The organism is Desulfovibrio sp. (genome assembly GCA_016208105.1).
In the GTDB taxonomy this organism is placed as follows: domain Bacteria; phylum Desulfobacterota; class Desulfovibrionia; order Desulfovibrionales; family Desulfovibrionaceae; genus Fundidesulfovibrio.
This window is the reverse complement of the sequence record JACQYS010000022.1, coordinates 412,883-433,023: the sequence shown is the minus strand read 5'-3', so window position 1 is coordinate 433,023 and position 20,141 is coordinate 412,883. Positions and strand designations below refer to the sequence as shown.

Annotated in this window: 15 protein-coding genes and 1 pseudogene; 5 read left to right on the top strand and 11 right to left on the bottom strand. The window is 61.1% G+C overall.

The genetic code is table 11. The annotated features are described in order from the left end of the window. Positions 1 to 101 precede the first annotated feature (101 nt). From HY795_14575 to rpmE, 4 genes are all read right to left on the bottom strand, one after another. Positions 102 to 329, bottom strand: a complete 228-nt coding sequence (locus tag HY795_14575) for an STAS domain-containing protein (protein MBI4806454.1) — start codon at positions 327 to 329, stop codon at positions 102 to 104. A 105-nt stretch (positions 330 to 434) separates the two neighbouring features. Continuing rightward, positions 435 to 1,508 carry a peptide chain release factor 1 gene (prfA, locus tag HY795_14570; GenBank protein MBI4806453.1) on the bottom strand — a complete coding sequence of 358 codons (1,074 nt, stop codon included), beginning with the start codon at positions 1,506 to 1,508 and terminating at the stop codon, positions 435 to 437. Positions 1,509 to 1,521: 13 nt separating this feature from the next. Beyond that, positions 1,522 to 2,385 (bottom strand): DUF1385 domain-containing protein, encoded by an 864-nt coding sequence (locus HY795_14565; protein ID MBI4806452.1) that lies wholly within the window; start codon positions 2,383 to 2,385, stop codon positions 1,522 to 1,524. Between the two features lie 309 nt (positions 2,386 to 2,694). Next, positions 2,695 to 2,913, bottom strand: a complete 219-nt coding sequence (gene rpmE / locus HY795_14560) for a 50S ribosomal protein L31 (protein ID MBI4806451.1) — start codon at positions 2,911 to 2,913, stop codon at positions 2,695 to 2,697. 247 nt (positions 2,914 to 3,160) lie between these two features. Here rpmE and thiC point away from each other — a divergent pair, with 247 nt between their 5' ends. Beyond that, the gene (gene thiC / locus HY795_14555; GenBank protein ID MBI4806450.1) at positions 3,161 to 4,465 is read left to right on the top strand and encodes a phosphomethylpyrimidine synthase ThiC; all 1,305 of its coding nucleotides are present in this window, start codon (positions 3,161 to 3,163) and stop codon (positions 4,463 to 4,465) included. A gap of 160 nt (positions 4,466 to 4,625) precedes the next feature. Next, on the top strand, positions 4,626 to 5,372 hold the full coding sequence (gene gpmA / locus HY795_14550; protein MBI4806449.1) for a 2,3-diphosphoglycerate-dependent phosphoglycerate mutase: 747 nt from the start codon (positions 4,626 to 4,628) through the stop codon (positions 5,370 to 5,372). A 156-nt stretch (positions 5,373 to 5,528) separates the two neighbouring features. On the opposite strand, the gene HY795_14545 is transcribed toward gpmA, so the two are convergent. Continuing rightward, positions 5,529 to 9,620, bottom strand: a complete 4,092-nt coding sequence (locus tag HY795_14545; protein ID MBI4806448.1) for a hypothetical protein — start codon at positions 9,618 to 9,620, stop codon at positions 5,529 to 5,531. A gap of 73 nt (positions 9,621 to 9,693) precedes the next feature. Between HY795_14545 and mutY the strand changes: the two genes are divergently transcribed. Beyond that, the gene (mutY, locus tag HY795_14540; GenBank protein ID MBI4806447.1) at positions 9,694 to 10,788 is read left to right on the top strand and encodes an A/G-specific adenine glycosylase; all 1,095 of its coding nucleotides are present in this window, start codon (positions 9,694 to 9,696) and stop codon (positions 10,786 to 10,788) included. Positions 10,789 to 10,831: 43 nt separating this feature from the next. Here mutY and HY795_14535 read toward each other — a convergent pair whose 3' ends face one another. The 6 genes and pseudogenes from HY795_14535 to HY795_14510 form a co-directional block, all read right to left on the bottom strand. Beyond that, entirely contained in the window at positions 10,832 to 12,946 is a 2,115-nt protein-coding gene (locus HY795_14535; GenBank protein ID MBI4806446.1) for a PAS domain S-box protein, read from the bottom strand. 16 nt (positions 12,947 to 12,962) lie between these two features. Further along, entirely contained in the window at positions 12,963 to 14,006 is a 1,044-nt protein-coding gene (locus HY795_14530; GenBank protein MBI4806445.1) for a hypothetical protein, read from the bottom strand. A 130-nt stretch (positions 14,007 to 14,136) separates the two neighbouring features. Next, positions 14,137 to 15,176 (bottom strand): annotated as a pseudogene (locus HY795_14525) (hypothetical protein). Then, entirely contained in the window at positions 15,176 to 16,177 is a 1,002-nt protein-coding gene (locus tag HY795_14520) for a hypothetical protein (protein MBI4806444.1), read from the bottom strand. Before HY795_14520 ends, HY795_14525 begins: the two are co-directional and overlap by 1 nt. After that, positions 16,167 to 17,081 (bottom strand): dihydroorotate dehydrogenase, encoded by a 915-nt coding sequence (locus tag HY795_14515; protein MBI4806443.1) that lies wholly within the window; start codon positions 17,079 to 17,081, stop codon positions 16,167 to 16,169. Before HY795_14515 ends, HY795_14520 begins: the two co-directional genes overlap by 11 nt. Before the next feature lie 9 nt (positions 17,082 to 17,090). Then, positions 17,091 to 17,870, bottom strand: coding sequence for a dihydroorotate dehydrogenase electron transfer subunit (locus tag HY795_14510; protein MBI4806442.1), 780 nt, complete (start codon positions 17,868 to 17,870; stop codon positions 17,091 to 17,093). A gap of 244 nt (positions 17,871 to 18,114) precedes the next feature. Between HY795_14510 and HY795_14505 the strand changes: the two genes are divergently transcribed. Next, on the top strand, positions 18,115 to 19,308 hold the full coding sequence (locus tag HY795_14505) for a cyclic nucleotide-binding domain-containing protein (GenBank protein MBI4806441.1): 1,194 nt from the start codon (positions 18,115 to 18,117) through the stop codon (positions 19,306 to 19,308). Beyond that, a complete protein-coding gene (locus HY795_14500) occupies positions 19,305 to 20,084 on the top strand; it encodes a MotA/TolQ/ExbB proton channel family protein (GenBank protein MBI4806440.1) in 780 nt (259 codons plus the stop codon). Before HY795_14505 ends, HY795_14500 begins: the two co-directional genes overlap by 4 nt. Positions 20,085 to 20,141 lie beyond the last annotated feature (57 nt).

The following is a 20,141-nucleotide window of genomic DNA, read 5'->3' as shown; positions in this document are numbered from 1 at the left end:
CCATTTTTTAGTAAAGGTTTGTTTTATCTCCGCTGATCGATCGAAACTTCATGGTGATTTCGTATATTGTCCCCGACACTCTGTGTGCGCACCGAAAAACGCTACTGTGAATTCGTTGTCGAAGAATCGTGGTTTTCCGGACCGTAGCGGCCCTTGTAGGATGCGATCAAGATCGCCTCGGCAACGGAATCGACAATATGGTCCCATCCAACAAGCGAATCTGTACCGAATCGTTGCAGTCTAGCCTTGAAATGCGACCTGAGCCCGGCGACATAGAGATCGATCCCCCTGGGCCTGCATTTTTTTATGAAGCCCTCAAGAGCGTTCACGCCGGTTGAATCTGGGGTCGCCGCTGAGAAATCACCCTTGGGAAAAACAAAGGCCCGGGCGAACCCGGGCCTTATAGCCGTAGCAGAAGATTGTGAGAGAGGCCTTTAGGCTAAATCGGCCTGGGCCTTGAGAGCCTCCGTCTGGAAATGATTGGTGAGGGCGCCCATCATGTCTTCGATGTCGCCGTCCATGATCTTGTCCAGGTTGTGGAGGGTGAAGTTGATGCGGTGGTCGGTCATGCGTCCCTGGGGAAAATTGTAGGTGCGTATGCGCTCGGAACGGTCGCCGGACCCCACCTGCTGGCGGCGGTTGGCCTCCTGGGCCAGGCGCTGCTTTTCCTGCTCCAGGTGCAGAAGCCGCGAAAGAAGCACCTTCATGGCCTTGGCCCTGTTCTTGTGCTGGCTCTTCTCGTCCTGGCAGATGACCACAAGTCCGGAGGGGATGTGGGTGACCCGCACGGCAGAGTCCGTGGTGTTCACGCTCTGGCCGCCAGGGCCGCTGGAGCGGTACACATCCACGCGCAGCTCGTTGGGGTCCAGCTGGACGTCCACCTCGTCAGCTTCGGGCAGCACGGCCACGGTGGCGGCCGAGGTATGGATGCGCCCCTGGGATTCTGTGGCCGGAACGCGCTGCACCCGGTGCGTGCCGGATTCGTATTTCAGGCGGCTGTATACCTTTTCGCCGGAAATGCTGGCGATTATTTCCTTGTACCCGCCGGTGTCCGAGGGAGATTCGCTCATCACCTCGATCTTCCAGCGGTTGCGCTCGGCGTAGCGCATGTACATGCGGAACAGGTCGGCGGCGAACAGGGCCGCCTCCTCGCCGCCGGTGCCGGCGCGGATTTCCAGGAGAATGTTCTTCTCGTCCAGGGGATCCTTGGGCAGGAGGAGAACCTTCAACTCCTCCTCGAGGTTCACCATCTCGACCTGGCCGGTGGCGATTTCCGCCTTGGCCATCTCGCGCATCTCAGGATCGGAGTCTTCAAGAAGAAGCGTGTTCTCCGCAAGGTCTTCCTTGAGCTTTTTGAAGCGCCTGTACACGCCGACCACCTCGCCCAGGTCGGCGTGGGCCTTGGTGAGTTTGCGGTAACGTTCCTGGTCGGACAATATCTCGGGGGAGGAGAGTTCCTTCTCCAGTTCCAGGTATCTGGCTTCGATGCTTTCAAGCTTGGCGAACATAGTGTGTTTCCGGTTATTTCTGGCCGAGAGCGCCTTTCAAGGCGGCAATGGCCACCTCGATCTGGGCGTCGTCGGGTTCGTGCGTAGTGAGCATCTGCATGGCCATGCCCGGGCAGGACAGGGCCTTGCACAGGATGTTCTTATGGAACTTCCCGGAAAATTTGATGATCTCGTAGGAGATGGCGCTTATGGGCACCATGAGCAAAAACTTGACCGTGACGATGTACACCTGCTTGAGCACGGCGTTCTGCGGAGCCCAGGCCTGCAAGAGAAGCGGCACCAAAAACGTGTAGAGCACGATGGACACGCCCAGCACGAAGAGAAGGAAGGTGGTGCCGCAGCGGGGGTGCAGGCGCGAAAAATCGCGCACCGCCTCTGGAGAGAGGTTGATGTTGTTCTCGTGGGCCCAGATGACCTTGTGCTCGGCCCCGTGGTACTGGAACACCCGCCTGATATCGGGAATGAAGGAAATGGCCCCGATGTAGCCCACGAACATCAGCAGTTTGAAAAGCCCGTCCCACATATGGAAGGAAAGCTCCTCGGCATCGCCGGAAAGGCCTATCCAGTTCATGCCCAAAGAGAAAACGTGCGGGGCAACAACGAATAAAAGCAGGGCGAAGCCGATGGCGGTGACCATGGTCAGGGCCATGGCCCAGGGGGAGAGCTCGCCCTCCTCCTCGTCCAGGGACTGCTGGGCGGAAAAATTGAGCGCCTTTATCCCGTTGACCAGCGTCTCCAGGAGCACGGGAAATCCGCGCACGAAGGGCTTCTTGAGCCATGTGGCGCGCGTCAACGTAAACCAGGGGCGAGTCTCCACAAAGATCTCGCCGTTAGGCTTTCGTACGGCGATGGCCAGGCAGTCCTTGGAGCGGATCATAACCCCCTCCATGACAGCCTGCCCGCCGACGGTTTCGTTCGCGCCTGGCGCTTCGTTGTTGGGCATACTTAAAAGAAAGAAAGCGGCGCCCGGGGCGCCGCTTCACGCTTATGGGCCTTGCATCACGTCCCGGTAGGCTTAAAACCTCAGGGACGACGCCAGCTTGGAACCATTATTCTTACGGGATGAAAAAACACGGGCGTTTTTTCAATTGCCACTTAGGCCAGCCTGTCGCACACATCCCGGAAATGCTTGCACCGGGAGGCACCGTAGGAAGGATCGTGACGACCCTCCCAACAAAGACGCGAACTAGTCTTTCTTGTCTTCGAACTTCGCGTACTTCTTGCGGAAGCGGTCGATGCGACCGGCGGTGTCCACAAAACGCTGCTTGCCGGTGAAGAAGGGGTGGCAGTTGGAACAGATTTCAACGTTCACGTTCTCACCCTTGGTGGACTCGGCCTCGCTCTGGTACCCGCAGTGGCAGACGATTTTCGCCTTAAACGTCTTGGGATGGATATCGCTCTTCATGAAAAGCTCCTATTGATCAAATCGAAGAGGGGCTCTATACACCCACCTCTACCGGGTGGCAAGCAAAAACCCGCCCTTTTCCGCGGCCACGAGCCGTGCTAGGAACCCTCGCAGTCGACAAGGATCTTAAGTACCCCAGCACAACAAGAAACGAGTATATCCCTACTCCTGAAAGCGGCTCGCCGCCTTAGTCAAACAGACACGGGGTCCCGCCCCGTTGCCCAAGCCAACCCCACCGAGGTCTTCTATGTCTCTTACCGGGAAAAACAGCATCGTTGCCAAATATCTTTTAAGCCACGGCAAGGCCATTTCTTCCTTCGAACACGTAAGCGTGGACGCCATCCGTGCCGGGTTGGACGAGGGCCGCATGGCCCTCTTGGCCAACCCCGCCCATAAGAATGTGTCGCCGACTCTCATTGGTCAACCCGGCCGTGTGAAGGTGAACGCCAACATCGGCACGTCCCCCATGATCAACAACGTGGAGATGGAGCTGAAAAAACTCCGCCTGGCCGAAAAGGCCGGAGCGCACACGGTGATGGACCTCTCCACTGCGGGCGATCTGGACGAAGTCCGGGTCCGCATCCTGGAGGCTTCCCCCCTGCCGCTTGGCACGGTGCCCCTCTACTCCGTGGCCCAGCCCTACGTGGCCAAGGGACAGGACCCCAGCGACTTCTCGGTGGGGGAGCTCTTCGAGGAGATCGAGAAGGAAGCCGAACAGGGCGTGGATTTCATGACCCTGCACTGCGGCGTCACCGCGCGCGGGGCCTCCCTGGCCTCGGACGGACGGCGCATCCTGGGCATAGTCTCCCGAGGCGGTTCGCTTCTCGCCCGCTGGATGAAGCGCAGAAACGCCGAGAACCCCCTGCTCGAAGGCTACGACGACCTGCTCAAGATCTGCCTCAAGCACAACGTGACCATTAGCCTTGGCGACGGCCTGCGCCCAGGCGCCGGGGCCGATGCCGGCGACGCCGCCCAGTGGGAGGAGGTCTCGGTGCTGGGCGATCTGGCCAAGCGCGCCATCGCCTACGGCGTTCAGATCATGATCGAAGGCCCTGGCCATGTGCCCCTGCACCTGGTGCAGAGCCAGATCCAGGGCATCAAGCGCCTCACCAACAACGCCCCCCTCTACGTTCTCGGCCCCCTGACCACGGACGCGGCCGCCGGATACGACCACATCGCCGGGGCCATCGGCGGGGCCCAGGCAGCCTACTTCGGCGCGGACTTCCTGTGCTACCTCACCCCGGCCGAACACGTCACCCTGCCCGGCCCCGAGGACGTGTGGGACGGAGTGAAAGCAAGCCTCATCGCGGCCCAGAGCGCTGAAACGGCCCTGGGGCGGCCCTGGGCGGTGGAGCGCGACCTGAACATCTCCAAGGCTCGCGCGGCCCTGGACTGGGAGGCCATGGCCGACAACGCCCTGGACCCGCACACCCTGCGCAAGCGCCGCAAGGACTTCCACAAGGAGAAGGAATGCGCCATGTGCGGCTCCTTCTGCGCCATCCGCATGCTGGAGAACGTGGACCACTCGCCCGTGCCCTGCGAAAAGAAGTAGTTACAGGCACCTGCCGTCCAAAGTCGGCAAATGCATAAATCCCTCCGGCCCGGAGAACGCGAGACGTTTTCCGGGCCTTTTCTTTTGCGCGCCGGCCGTGCTAGAATCTCACCTGAATCAGGCTCGTAGTGGCCTGGAAAGCCAACAACGGAGAGACTCCATGTACAAGCTCGTGCTCGTGCGCCACGGCCAGAGCCAGTGGAACCTGGAAAACCGCTTCACCGGCTGGACCGACGTTCCCCTTTCCCCGCTGGGCGAAAAGGAAGCCCTAGCCGGAGCCAAGGCCCTCATGGATGCTGGGTACGGCTTCGACCTGTGCTTTACCTCCCTGCTCAAGCGGGCCGTGAAGACCCTGGACATCGTGCTGGAGGCCATGGACCTCATGTGGCTGCCCGTGACCAAGTCCTGGCGGCTGAACGAACGCCACTACGGCGCCCTGCAAGGGCTCAACAAGCAGGAGACGGCCCAGAAGTACGGCGACGAGCAGGTGTTCATCTGGCGCAGAAGCTACGACACGCGCCCGCCCGCGCTGGAAGCGGACGACCCGCGCCATCCGCGTTTCGACCCGCGCTACGCCGGGCTCACTCCCGCTGAACTCCCTAGCGTGGAGTGCCTGCAGGACACCGTGGCCAGGGTGATGCCCTACTGGCACGACGTGTTGGCTCCCGCGGTGAAATCCGGAAAGCGGGTGCTGGTGGCGGCCCACGGAAATTCTCTTCGGGCCATGGTGAAATACCTGGACAACATAAGCGACGAGGCCATCGCCCAATTGAACATCCCCACCGGCATCCCGCTGGTCTACGAGCTGGATGCCGGACTCAAACCCATCAAGCATTATTACCTGGGCGACCCGGACGAGATCGCCAGGCAGATAGAGGCCGTGGCCAACCAGGCGAAAACCAAATGACAAAGGCCGCCCGGATGGGCGGCCTTTCACATTCTTCAGGCGCTACAATCCCAGTGCCGCGTCCGCGCAATCCTTCCTCAAGGCAACCGCAGGACACGAAAAATCAAACAACATTAACTTGTTACGAACAAATACCTGTTTCTCAACACCGCGACACTAAGGCTTCCCTTCCCCAGGTTTCCCGTCCGGCTGCAGCCCTTCCCGCAGCTGTGCTTTCTCTGTCGTGGCCTGGCCTTCGCTCTTGGCCTTCTTCACCCGCTTGCGCCAGGCCCCGCCAGTGGTGAACGACTCCCAGCCCCAGCGCAGCCACTTGATAAGCGAAATCGCCATCCACAAGGACCAGGCCAGCATGGCGCCCCGGTACCACCACAACGATTTCGAAAACACCTCGGAGACCGGCAGGGTGTCGCCAATCCGGTCGAAATACCAGATCAATTTGTAGGCCGAGGAACCGTTGCCGGTGATGTACATGGAGGGCAGGCCGAGCAGGCCGGTGCGGATGGCCTCAAAGAGGCTCGACAGCCCGGAGATGGTCAAAAGCACCAGGCCGATCTGAATGGCGTTGAACCAGAACCAGTCCGCATTTGCAGCGTATCTCCGGCGGGCCCCCAGGGCCAGAAGCCACAGAACGGCTGCCAGGGCAACGCTTAAATCCACCTGGGTGAGCCCAAGCCCCAGGAGAAACCATTGCCAACGGTTCAGCGGAGCCCAGGGCACGAAGCCGAGAACGAAGGCGATGAGGGCAGCGGCGGCAACCGCGCTCCAGATGAGCACGGCCGGGGCCATGGGCGTGTTTCCCTTGGCCAGGAGGATCCAGCGGTCCTTGGGCATGTCCACGGTCACCGTGGCGTTCACGGCCTGTTGGCCAAGGAACACGGCGGGAGTAGCCACGGTATCGAGCGACTGCCTGGGCTGCCTCCAGGCCACATGGATATCCTGCTTGCCCGGGGCAAGGGCCAGCCCAATCTCGTGAGGCTTGTCCCCGGACCAGGGCACCGCCCTGCCCGCAACGCTCACCCCGGTCACCTCCGAATGCTCCGGCAGGCGCAGGACATGGCGGCCGCCCAGGGCCGAACGCAGCGACAGGGTAAGCACGGCCGAATCCAGGCGCGCCCCGGGAGTATATTGCAGGCGGGCCGAATCGATGGTCAGGCTTTCGCCAGGGGCCGGTCCCGGACGGGTGACGGCTATGGCCGCCTTTTCCCCGGGCCAGGGCCGCCACATGGGCGACCAGCGCCCTTTTTCATCCAGGCTCGCGGACACCGGTATGCCCGACAAGGTGATGTCCCACACCGGAGACGAGGTAACGCGCCAGGTTTCGGTCCAGAGAGTCCCCTGCGAGGCGGTAAGCTCTAGAAGAGGTACCGTGTCCAGCCTGGAGCGCCAGCTCACCTGGCGCTGCCCGGCGGCCAGGGAGGCAACGGCCTTGCCGTCCACCACGCGAACCTCCTGGCCGACGACGTTTTCGCCCTGAAGCAACGGCACTTCCGCCACCACCGGCTCTCCGGTCTGGGTGAGTCTGCGGACCGTGGTTACGCTTTCCCAGGTGAGGCCAAGCTCCAAAACGCGCGACACCTCAAGAAACGGCTGGACCACAGCGGTAATGCCTGGCTTTCCCGCCTTCCCGGCATCGTCCAAACGCGAGAACTTGAGCCCGCCCTCGACGGCTCCGTCCGGGCCAAGGCCAAGCACGCTCCAGCCCGGGGCGTCCACGGCACCCATGCGGGGAGCAAAAGCGGATGAAATACTAAACGACACGCCAGCAGGGGCCGCGCCGGACATCACCACCCTGTGCGCACCTACCTCCAAAAGCACCCACAGGCCGCCGTCCTTGGCGAAAAGCGGGGCGGGCTTGCCGTCCACAACGACCGACTGGGGCCGCCAGCCGTCGCTCACTGCGGGAAGCGGCAGCACCAGCCGGGTGGCAGCGCCGGTCTCCATGGTCAGGCGCAGGGTCTGCGCGTCCAGGAAAACGGCCATGCTCGAGACGCCCGCGCAGTTCGGGAAGCAATCGGACGGTTTGGTCAGCCGGGTGCGCAGCTCGTCCAGAATCTCCTTGGGAGGAACCTGCCCGGCAAAGGATTGTGCCGCCGGGAAGAACACCAGGAACGCTGCAACAGCGGCCAGTGTCCCGCGCCCCACGCCCCTAAGCCGTTTGACATTAGCCAGAAGCCACAGGGAGGCCAAAAGAAGGAGCACCCGGGCAAAGCAGACGGCCGACGCGACCAGCGGAGGCACAAGATAGAGGTGCATGGTCTGGGACACCTCCACCGGTCCGTTCCAGCGAAGCGAAACGGTGCGCCATCTCCAGGTGGGTACCCCTGGCCCGGTCTGGATGACGCTGTTGGGGTCCTGCTCAAGTGTGGTCTGGGCGGAAGGTTCATTCAGGGCCTGCCTGGCATCCTTCTTGGCCTCGCGGGCGGCCATGGGGGCGGGAACGGCCTGGGGCGCCACACCTTCGCCAGCCGGGGCCAGCGTCTTGCGTGCAGCAACTCCGGGACTGGAGATCTGGTCGATGAGTCCAGGTCCCAGCTGTTCAAGCTGCGGGTACACTCCCGAGCGTACCTGGCCCAAGGCGAAGGGGATGGACATGGCCACCAGCCCCAAAAACACCACCCCGTGGAGCACGCGCACGCCGGACGCGGCCCGCTTCCACCCTTCCCCGCCGTCCGGGCGGTCCAGAGCCTTGGCCAGCCCGAGCACGGCCAGCAGGGCAAGCCAGGGCGTGATCGGAGCCATGGGCTCGTGCTGGGCCAAAACGAGATAGCCGGTCAGAACGAGCCCCGCGCGAAGTCCGCAGAGTTTCCAGGCCACCAGGGCCATGAACAGTGTGAGGAATATGTTCATCAAATTCCAACCGCTCACCCAGGAATGGCTCACCGTATCGGGCCCGGCCGCGTGCAGAAGGCGCCACCCGGGCGGCAGGTTGATTTCAGCCGACAAGGACGAGGCGTCCTTGCTCCAGCCCAGTGCCGGGAGCGGGGAGAACACGTCCCGGTAGCGCGATTCGGCGGTGAGGTTCACCGATGCCTCGCGAAGCTCCACGCCGGAGAGTTTTTCCTTTCCAAGAAGCACCAGAGGCAGCTCCTTGCCTGGCAGAGCGGCGCGACCTAGTTCTCCAGGAGGTAGCATGGTAAGCGACCAGCCGCTGCGCATGGTGCCTGTCACATGGTCCTGGGCGGTTGCCCCGGAGCCGTCGAAATCCAGCCAGAACGTCCTTTTGATGTGCAGGTCATCCCCGCGAGGCCCGGACTCGCCCCGGCGGATGACCTCCATGGCCAGCGTGGCTCCGGTATCAGCAAGATAGGCCGGATATTTCTTCCAGGCGTCGGGCAAATCCGTGGTTTGGGGATCGATGGAGGATAGCCCGCGCAGCTGCAGCTCACGCAAGGCCGGGTCGGCCGCGAAGGCCCACACCTCGCGTCCGAAGGGCGTAATCGCTGGGCCGAAAGCAAGGCCCGGCTGCGCAAAGCGGCTGGTTATCTCCAGATCGTAGCGCCCTGCCCCGGCCTGGGCCATCACCTGCCCGGCGGGGCCAAAGCCCACCTGGACAGGGGAGTTGACGGCCATGGGCAGCGTGCCCTCGGGAAGCAGGCCGTCCAGGACGATGGTCCTGGCCCTGCCCGAAACCTCCAGCCTGGCCAGGGTGGTCACGGTCATGGGGACGCCGTCGCGCAGAAGCCTGAAAACCTTCACCGAAACGGAGTCCTCGGGCGCCTTGCTTGCGGATTGCCCTGAGATGTCCAGATTGCCGTCCGGACCAAGTTTCGGCGCAGTGACGGGCACGCCGTCGACCAAAAGCTCCAGCACTCCGGTCTGCGGGGCGATGCGCACAGCCTTGGGCCTGCGCTTCCAAGGAAGCTGGCCTGTGATCTGGTGTTCGCCGGGTTCAAGCCTGACCGTGGGCGTTCCGCCCTGGTCGATCACAGCGGCCGGGTGGCCGTTCAGCTTCACTGTGGCTGGCCAAAGCCCCGGAGCCACGGGCAAGGGAACGTTCTGAGCGGCGAACACCCTCCACGTTGTGGTGAATGTGCCGCCCGAGCCGTCCGCAATGAAACTCAGCCGGGTTGGAAACAGGCACTGTCTTTGGGCCGGGTCGCCAGCCAGGGGCGGGCACAGGGAGTGTTCCTGTCCGTAAAGCACCCAGCCTTCCCACGGTTTTAAATCCTGGGGAACCCAGGGCCGGTCCTGTGCTGAAGCCTGCGCGCTTAAAAAAAACAACAGGAGCAACGAAGCGAAATATCGCATGGAGGTTCCTTGATCGACGGCTGAAAGTGCTTATGCTATAGCCCATTCGCCTTGATTTTGGAAAGAAATTCAAATGCCTGAATCCTCCGATTTTTCCTCCCTGCTTTTGGCCTGGTTCGCCAAGGCCAAACGCCCCCTTCCCTGGCGCGAAAGCTACGATCCCTACCAGGTCTGGCTTTCCGAGATCATGCTCCAGCAGACCCAGATGGACCGGGCAGTCAGCTACTTTAACCGGTTTCTGGCCCGCTTTCCGGACGTGCAGACATTGGCCCGGGCCAGCGAGGACGAGGTCTTAAGCCTCTGGGAAGGGCTTGGCTACTACAGCAGGGGAAGGAATCTGCTCAAGGCGGCGCGGGTGGTGGTGGCGCAACATGGCGGCCTCATACCGTCCGATCCGGCGGCATTGAACGCCTTGCCAGGAGTTGGCGCCTACACCGCCGGAGCGGTGCTCTCCATCGCGCACAACCGGGACGTGCCTGCCGTGGACGCCAATGTGGAAAGGGTGTTGTCCCGATGCTTCGATCTGGCCGATTCGCCACGGGACCCGGCGGGGAAAAAACTCTTCGCTAACCTCGCAGCCAAGCTCATCCCTTCGGGGCAAGCCAGGGACTTCAACCAGGCCCTGATGGAACTTGGCGCACTGGTATGCACTCCCCGCAACCCAGATTGCGCGGCCTGTCCCCTGAGCGGAATCTGCGGGGCGCTTGCAAGCGGCACAGTGGAGGAGCGCCCGTCCCTGCCGCAATCCAAGCCGGCCATACACATCGGCATGGGAACCGCCGTGATCATGCATCAGGGGCTCTTCTTCGTGCAGAAGAGAAATCCGGGCGGGGTGTGGGCAGGGTTGTGGGAGTTCCCTGGCGGGCAGATGGAGCCGGGAGAAGAACCGGAGCGGACCGCCCTGCGCGAGGTTGCCGAGGAGACCGGTTTCACGGTCCGATCGCTCGGAAAGTTGGCGGTAATTAAACATTCCTACACCCGCTACCGGGTGACCATGCACGCCTATCTCGCCGGGTTCCCGGACGGAACGAAACCGCCTGAGCCGGTGCTTACAGCGGCCACTTCCAGCCGGTGGCTCCCCTTCGAGGCGCTCGCCGGCCTGGCCTTCCCGACCGCCATGCGGAAACTGATGCGGGCCATCGAACGCGATCCGAGGCTTGCCGTTTAATCGGATTTTCGAACAAGGCTTGCCTTTTGCCGGGCAACGGCCATCAGGTGAGATGTTTGAACGGCAGCTTGATCCTGAAACGGGCGCCCTTGCCCGGGGACGAATCCAGGACAATGCTGCCCTTGTGGTTCTCGGAAACGATGAAATAGGCCACGGAAAGCCCAAGCCCAGTGCCCACGCCGATGCTTTTCGTGGTGAAGAACGGCTCGAAAACCCGCTTGCGGACGTCTTCGGTCATGCCCGGACCGTTGTCCTCGATTTCAACCACCGCCAGGTTGCCTTCGGCCCGTGTCCGCAGGGTTATCCGAGGCAGAGAGTGTTCCTGGGACGTCTCCTTGAGCGCCTGGGCCGCGTTTTTAATGATGTTGAAAAAGACCTGCTCTATTTCCATGGACTGGCACTCGACCATCCCAAGATCAGGCTCGTAATCGCGGACTATCTCGATTTTTTTGAAGTCGAAATGCTTCTTCAGGTCGTAATCGCCCGCGGCAAGCTCGACCGTCCTGTCGAGAAGCTCGGCAATATCGCATTCCAGGTAGTCTCCGCCCGACTTCCTGGCGAACCCGAGCATGTTCTTGACTATCTTCGCGGCCCGCTGCCCAGCATCCCGGATTCCTTCAAGAAAGCCGTCCAGTTCGCGCTCGCGCATATAGGCGCGCATGGCGTCAAGATCGATGCCCACGGATTTGGCCGCGGCCGCGTTTGCCGGAAGGGCCGGGTCCATCCTGCGGTTTAAGACCTGCACCGCCTGAAGAATGGACGCCAGGGGATTGTTGATCTCATGGGCCATGCCGGCCGCCAGGCCGCCCACGGAAAGCATTTTCTCGGTCTGTACCATCATCTCCTGGATGCGCGTGCGCTCGGTGATATCCTCGATCACCGCCACCGCCTTTGACCCCGTTCCGCCTTCAGATCGCAACGGAGCCGCTCCCAAGAAGAGAATCGAGCGTCCTCCTTGCGGCCTGCGGTACCAGGCGGTTCTCGGCTGAACGGGTTTGATGCCGGCAAGGGCCTTGGCCATGGGCAGGTCTTCAAAGGGCAGGGGGTGGCCTTCCCGCGTTTCGAAACGCCCGGTCCAGGGCTGGCCGGTTCCGGGATCGTCGGTGTCTAGGCCAAGCAGGTCCAGGGCGCGCTGGTTTATGTACTCCGGGTTACCGCGCCTGTCGAAGGTGGCTATGCCCACCGGGATGGTCTCCGTCAGAATGCGGTAGCGGGCTTCGGAATCGCGCAAGTTGGAGATCGCGTTTCGAAGCACCCAGAGCGCCACGCCCACCAGGCCGAGAACGGCCAGGGAGATCGCCCCGTTGAGCGCGGCCAGCTTTGCCGCCGGGCGGAGCAGTTCGGCCGAATCCGCTTCCAGCACCAGAAGCCAACCCGCCTTGGCATTATTGACGGACAAGGCCATGCGCTCGGTCTGCCCTCCGAAATAGTGAACCGCCTGTCCAGACAAAGAGGCCCTTAGCGATTTTGCTTCGCTGGGAGCCGGGCTGAATTGCCCTTCGCTCTTCCAGGAGGGCGTGGCCAGAACGGAATCATTCATGTCCAGGAGAAACGCCCCACCGGTTTGACCGACCCGGACTCCATCCAGAAGCTCCCTGGACACCCTCGGGATGTCCATCACCAGCACCATGACACCCAGTACCGTGCTTTGGCTCAGAATCGGCGCGGACACCACCAGCACGGGCTGGCCGGAATACTTTCCGGCGGAAAGGGTCTCCATGGCCAGATTCCCGTGCATGGTACGCTTGAAATACTCCCGGTCCGCCACATTGATGGCGCCCACCATGCCGGTAGCCGAGGCAGCCACCACTTCGCCATCCGGCAGGGCAAGAAACACCCTGTCGTATTCATTGTACAATGCCCGCTCCGCCAGACGCTTCTCCGCGGCAACCCTGGCCGAACGCCCCAGATACCCCTCGGAAAGCGCCAGCCTGAAAACCTCCTCCTGGCTCCAGAGGATGGCGTCGGATTCGATTCCCCTGATCTTGTCCGTGACCTCCTTGTTCAAGAGCATCAACGCCTGGCTCATCTGAGCCAGGGACAGCTCCTCCACGGAGCGCTTCGTATAGAAGTAGGAGATGGTGGTGGTCAGTCCGACCCCGAGCATGACCACGAAAAGGATCGGCACGAGGTAGGGCTTGTTCAGAGTGGAATCCATCACTGTACCATTTGGTCTATTTGATAACGGCTCCGGCCGCTTCGATGATCTCGTACGGTATATTCACGTGCAGGCGCTCAGCCATCTTCAGATTCACCAGGATAACTCCCTTGTCGTTTATCCTCATGGGCAGTTCACCGGCCTTCAGCCCATTGCCGAGGACTTCGCGCGCCATGGCGCCCGCCAGATATCCCTGCTCGTGGCCTGCCTCCAACACCCCGCACATAAGGCCATGTTCAATGGCTATGTCCGAGAAGCCTATGGTGGGCAGCTTATTGACCGAGTCAACCCAGGCCATCACCTCGTCCGGCGATGCCACCTTCCCGGTCCTCTCGTCTATGAGGGTCTGATAGAGCCCCATGGCCAGCGAATCAGCAGCGGTCTGATACTTGAGAACCATCTGCTGCCACTGCTGGAAGGTTCTCACTGTATCGGCAGCGACAACTTCAAGGGAATACGGGCCGTTCGCAGCCAGATCCTCCTTCAGGTCATTCACTACGTAGCCGCCTGATTCGGATGCGTCCACAAAAAACGCAACGCTCTTCACTTCCGGCATGAGTTTTTTGAGAAGAGCGAACGCTTCCCTATAATGCCACCTCTCCCGAATTCCGGACACGTTCGATGTTGGAAAACCGTATTTGGCTGGAGGCGCGTTTACACCGCAAAAAACCACTTGCGGCCGTTGCTTGTTCTTCAGGAAAGGAACAACGACATACTCTTGGGCTGCATCGTCAGCTGCAATGACCACGTCCGGGGCGAAGCGTTCGATCTTGCGGCCGATCTCATCGCCTTTTTCGGTCAGCTTCTTGGGGTCGGGAACTCGTTTTGCGTCTAGGTAATACGTTTCATATGCGATGTTTAGCCCCTGCAAGCCGTCGCGAATACCCTGATTGATATTCTGGCACCAGACGTATTCCGGATTGTAGCTTTGGACGATGAGGACCCGCTTCGGCTCGGCGGAGTCGCCGTAAACCACCGCGGGATCAGAAAACAGGAGAGAGAAGAGAACGCACACGAAGACGGAGGACAAAAAGTGCGCCGAGCCAATGCCGCTTCGCATAGGGTCTCCTATGGACTGGGGCACTCCCCGGACACACCGCACAATTCCGAGGGACCATTTTCCCTAACCGTCCGGAAGAACAGCCGGGCCATGACACGTCATTGCGCTCCAACCACAATAACAGAACACTTCAATGAAGAATGACCGAACCCGCCGCTTCAATCATCTCGTAAGGGATTTCCATATGGAACCTCTCCGCCGCCTTCAGGTTCACAAGGATGACTCCCTTGTCGTTTGTGCGAACAGGCAAACTCCCTGCTGAAACACCTGTGAGCAGCACATGCCGAACCATGCTTCCGGCCAAGAAGCCCTGCTCCTCACCTGATTCCAATACACCACAGAGGATTCCGTGGTCCAAGGAAAAATCCGCAAAACCCAGTGTGGGTTTCGTGTTCACGGAGTTGGTCCAGGCCATGACTTCCTCGGAGGAAACGATTTTGCCGGTCGTTTCGTCGCGCAGTGAATGGTAAAGCCCCAGGGCGAGGGTGTCAGCCTGGCCTTGAAGCCTCAGCACGGACTTCTGCCACTGCTGAAATGTCGCAATGGATTCCACGGCAACCATGTCGAGATCATACGGGCCGTTGCGGTCAATGTCGTTTTTTATATCATCCACAAGGAATCTGCCGGAATCCGAGGCATCCACCAAAAACGCTGTGCTCTTCGCCTTGGCATCGAGCCTTTTGAGCAGTTGGAACCCCTCGCGGAAGTGGAACCGTTCCCGGACTCCGGAGACATTGCGCGCAGGTAACCATAGGCGGCGGGGGGTGCGTTCACACCGCAGAATATTACCTGGGGGCTCGTTTTGCCCTTCAGGTAGGGCACTACAAAATACGTCTGGGCGACATCGTCGGCCGCGATCACCACGTCCGGACCAAAATCCCGCAAGCGTTCCAGGGCCTTCTGCCCTGCTTGCGTGAGCCACGGCGTGTCCGGATGGCGTTTGGCGTCCATATATGCGTAATCGAAAACAACTTTTTGCTCTTTAAGAGCTTCCAATATCCCGGCATTGATGTTCTGCGTCCAGACATACTCAGGATTGTAGCTGTGCACCACGAGAACGCGGCGGTACTCCTCGGAACCGGCCGAGTAGGCCCCGTCAGCCACGAATGCCTCCAGGACGAGCGCGCCAAGAACAAAAGCCGCGGCAAGAAGCGTCCTGAACGGACGCATCAATGCACCACGCTCGATGCAGATTCGATGATCTCGTATGGAACGAGAACTCCCAATCGTTCCGCACTTTTCAAATTGACCATCACGAACCCCTGCATTGTTGACAAAACCGGCAGTTTCCCCGCGGGGCCCCCCTGGTCCAGGACCACGCGAACCATTTTCGCGCCTTCAAATCCCTGTTCATAGCCTGATTCCAGGACACCGCACATGATCCCGTCCTCTTCCGCGAAGTTCGCGAATCCCACCGTGGGCTTGCCGCACGCCTCGAGCGTCCAGTCCATCACTTCGCCCGGGGTGGCCACCTTGCCGGTCTCTTCGTTTAACAAAACCTGATAGACAGGCAGCGCGAACGCGTCGACAAAATCCTTGTTTTCGAGAACCGCCCGCTTCCACTGCGCGAAAGTGCGGACCAGCTCCACCGGCCCCACTTCCACGCAATACGGTGCCTTGTACATGTCCTTCATCATCTGCGAAGCTATGGCCCGGCCGGTATCGGATTCATCTGAAATGTACGCCACTTTTTGAACCGAGGGGGAAATGGATTTGAGCAGGGCGAAACTCTGGCGGAAGTGCATACGCTCCAGAACGCCCGACACGTTGGCGGCTGGGTAGCCGTATTTCACCGGGTCGTCGTTCACGCCGCAGAAGATCACCTGAGGGGCGGACTTGCCGCGAAGATAGGGTACGACGAAATGGTATTGGGCCGCATCGTCGCAGGCCAGCACCACATCGGGGTTGAACTCCTTGACGCGTTCCCAGGCTTTGCGGGCGGCCTTGGTGAGCTGGGCAGGAGAGGGGCTTCGCTTGGCGTCCAGGTAGACGGTTTCAGTTTTTATAGCCGTACCGTCGAATACGGCAGCGATACCGGCATTCATCCGGGCTACCCAGGAATACTCCGGATGGTAGCTGTGCACCACCAGGACCCTGTGTTCCGTGGCGTGAACGGTTCCAGGCAACAGCCAGGCCAGAACCGCAAGGCCGAAAAGTATTCTAAGCCACATCAAGCCTTCCCCGCAGGTCGTCCCAGGCCGTAATGCCCAGCTCCCCCGCGGCCCGGGGCAACTCTTCGGCCAGGCGGAAACTGAAATCCGGCCGGATGAAGTTGGCCGTGCCGACCTGCACTGCATGCGCCCCGACCAGGATGAATTCCAGCACGTCCTGGACCGAGGAGATGCCCCCCATGCCCACCACGGGTATGCCGACCGCCCGGCACACCTGCCACACGCAGCGCAAGGCTACAGGCTTGATGGCCGGGCCGGAAAGACCGCCCACTATGTTGGCCAGCCTGGGCCGGCGGGTGCGGACGTCCACGGCCATGCCGGTAAGGGTGTTTATGAGCGAGAGGATGTCCGCGCCGGCGGCCTCCACGGCCCTGGCCATGGCCGCGATATCCGCCACGTTGGGGGAGAGCTTCACCATCACGGGCTTATTGCCGGCCCGCTTCTTTACGGCCTCGGTCACCCTGGCGGCCTGAACGGGGTCCTGTCCGAAGAGAACTCCGCCGGCCTTCACGTTGGGGCAGGAGATGTTCACTTCCAGTGCGGCAATGCCTTCCTCGGCTGCCAGAACCCCGGCCAGTTCGGCGAACTCGTCCGGGTCGCAGGCGTAGAGATTGGCCACCACCGGGGTGTCGCGCCACGGGAGCAGGGGCAGCTTCTCCTTGAGGAAGCGCTCCACCCCGCAGTTCTGAAGGCCTATGGCGTTCAACATGCCTGAAGGCGTCTCGGCCACCCTGGGCATGGGATTGCCTTCGCGGGGTTTCAAGGACAGGCCTTTGACCACCATGGCGCCAAGGGTGCGCAAGTCCCCGTACGGAGCGAACTCCAGGCCGTATCCGAAGGTGCCCGAGGCGGTCATGACCGGATTTTTCAAATTCAGTCCGGCAAGGGTGACGCGGCAGTCCATCTGATGCTCCTAGAGGGTGATTTCATGGGACCAGAACACGGGCCCCTTGGTACACGTCTGCACGTTGTGCCCGGAGTGGTCTTTGGCCACGCAGCCAAGGCAGGCTCCGACCCCGCAGGCCATGCGGTTCTCCAGCGACACCTGGCAGCGGACGCCGTGCTTCGCGGCCGCGGCCTGAACGGCCTTTAAAAACGGCGTCGGCCCGCAGGCCAGGGCCAGGTTGCCCGCATGCGCGGCCATCCTCTTCTCCAAGAGGGCCACGAACTTCGGGATATCCTCGGCCGTCCTGTCCTGGAAGGATTCGGCGTTGGTCACGCGGGCCAAGTCCTCGTAGGGGTAGCAGGACAAGGGCGGCCTGTGCCCGAAAAGGAGGGAGAGCTGGGCGGGAGTGGGATGGGTGGCCGCATACTCCACGAAGGGAGCCAGGCCGATGCCTCCGGCCAGAAGGAGCGTCGGGACTCCGGGCTCGACGGCAAAGCCGTTTCCCAGAGGCCCCCAGATGGTAACGGTGTCGCCGGGAGCCAATCCAGTCAATGCTTTTGTGCCTCTCCCGGCGACCTGAAAATGGAACACGAGCCTGTTCTCAAGTGCGCGGCAGATTGAAAAAGGCCTGGCCCAAAGCGGATCGAACCCCCAGGCCGGAGGCCTCAGCATGGCGAACTGTCCGGGCCTGACCTCGCCGAAGCCGGGATTCTCAAGTTCCAGCAGCCAAAGCCCGTACTCCTGGCCTTCCGGGCCGTGGGGCCTTAGGCCCAAGACCTTCACGTCATAGCATCTGTTCGTGGACATGTATTGCTCCTGAACAACTAGCTACCCATATGGCGGCGATTAGTAAATGTTTCGCCTCCAGACCCTGCCCTTCTTGTTTTTCCGGTACTTTCCGGGTAGGATATATAACTGGCTCAATAGCGAAATATCTCGCGTTTTGGGGGCCTTCCCTATTGACACACCCTGCCTCCCGCCGCACATACAGTATTGTCGGCAAAAATCGTCCAAAGACGTACGGGGGCGCTAAGTGGATCGGAGAGCGGTGATGAAGACACAGGAAGTGGGAGACAAAACCAAGATCTTCCACAAAGGGCAGGTCATCTACAAGGAAGGCCAGTCCAGCAACGAGGCCTACATCATCAAGCAGGGGGCCGTCGGACTCTTCCGCATCACGGGAAACAAGCGGGTCAATCTGGGTATTCTCCGCCCGGGGCAGATTTTCGGCGAGATGGGCGTCATCTCCGAGGAAAAGCGTACGGCTTCGGCTGAAGCTTTGGACTACACGGAGGTCATCGTCCTCGACCAGACGCTTTTGCACACGCTGCTGCTCAAGAGCCCGCGCCCTATCCAGATCATCACATCCTATCTGGTGGAGCGCGTCCGCGCGTTGAACGCCCGGATGCCGGACCGTCCCTGCGCCAACACCTTCGCCTCGGTCTGCAGCGTGATTCTGCTCGCCTGGCGCGCCGCCACCAAGACCACCCCGAAGAATGAAGCCCCCCAGGTTTCCACGGTCGAGCTTTCCAAGACAATAAAGGAGATCCTGCTCATCTCCCAGGTGGAGATCGACGACATCTTCGACAGGCTGGCCAAGGTGCACATCATAGACATCGTGGACATCAAGGGCACCTACTACCGCAAGGACCCTCTCCTGGGCACCATGAAGAAGTCCAGCGACTACGTGAAGGAGCGCCTGCTGACCATCCCGGACACGGACCGTTTCGCCCGGGTGGCCAAGAACCTGGCCAAGGACCACCACGACTCCTGCGCGACGGACATGGAGTTCATCGATTTGGACGATTTCTGTGCCGAAGTGGGAGCCCAGCCGGACACCATCTTGAAGAAGGTCGCCTACGGGGACATCCCCCCGAACGTCTTCTTCTTCCACAAGGCAACGGCCATGTCCTTCGCTGCGCAGAAAGGGCCGGACTATTTCCAGCGGGCCAAACGCCCCCGCCTGAAAATCGAAGACCTCCAGTCCGTGGACGACATCATCGCCGTGGACAACGCCACCCTGGAAGAGGCCCTGACCAAGCTCGGCTTTTACAAGATCTCCGTCCTGGTCTCCATGGCCGGAGACGAAGCCCGCAAGAAGATCTACCACAACCTGTCCAAGAACATCGCCTCGGTGGTCAAGGGCGAGGTGGAAGGCATGAAGGAGCTGGACACTGGCGAAGCCTCGGACGTGGAAGACGAGCTTTTGGATCTCATAAAGTCCATGAAGGGGCTTAACGGGTGAACATAGCAACCGTCATAGGGTTCGTCGCCGGCATCATCGTCCTTGGAACGGCCACGTTCTTCGCCACAGACTCTGCCCGGGTGTTCATCAACCTTCCCGGGCTGGCCATCGTGCTCGGCGGCACCCTGGCCTCCACCTTCATCTGCTTCCCCCTGAAGGAAGTCACCCGGGTGTTCAACATCTTCCTCACCGCCTTGAAGCGCGAGGAACTGCCCATAGGCAACTACATCGAATCCATCGTGCAGATCGCACGGGACGCCTCGTCTCGCGGCAAGGTCCACCTGGAAAGAACGCTGCCCGGCATTGAGAACGAATTTCTCCAGAACGCCCTCCAGATGCTGGTGGACGGCTACTCGCGCGACGAGATGAAAGAGATCCTCGAAACGCGCATCGAGCAGACCTACCAGCAGGAAATTTCCTCGGCCGGCATCTACCGCACCATGGCCAAGCTCTCCCCGGCCTACGGGCTCATCGGCACGCTCATCGGTTTCATCGGCCTCATGCAGGCCATGGGAGGCGGAGGCATCGCCAGCCTGGGCCAGCACATGGCCGTGGCCTTGACCACCACCCTGTACGGAATCCTGCTTTCCAACCTGATATTTCTGCCTATCGCGGTGAAGGTGGAAAAACGCATCGAAGAGCGGGTGCTGCTCATGTGCGTGATCCGCGACGGCGTGCTTTTCATCAAGGACAAGACTCCGGCCGCAATCGTCTACGACAAGCTCAAGGCCTACCTGCCACCCAGGCGCTGGGCCTCCATCGGCACGCGCCCCTGATCCGGCAACGGCGAAGGGGCGTCTGGAATAACGGGGTCGTTTACCCAAACGCGACTC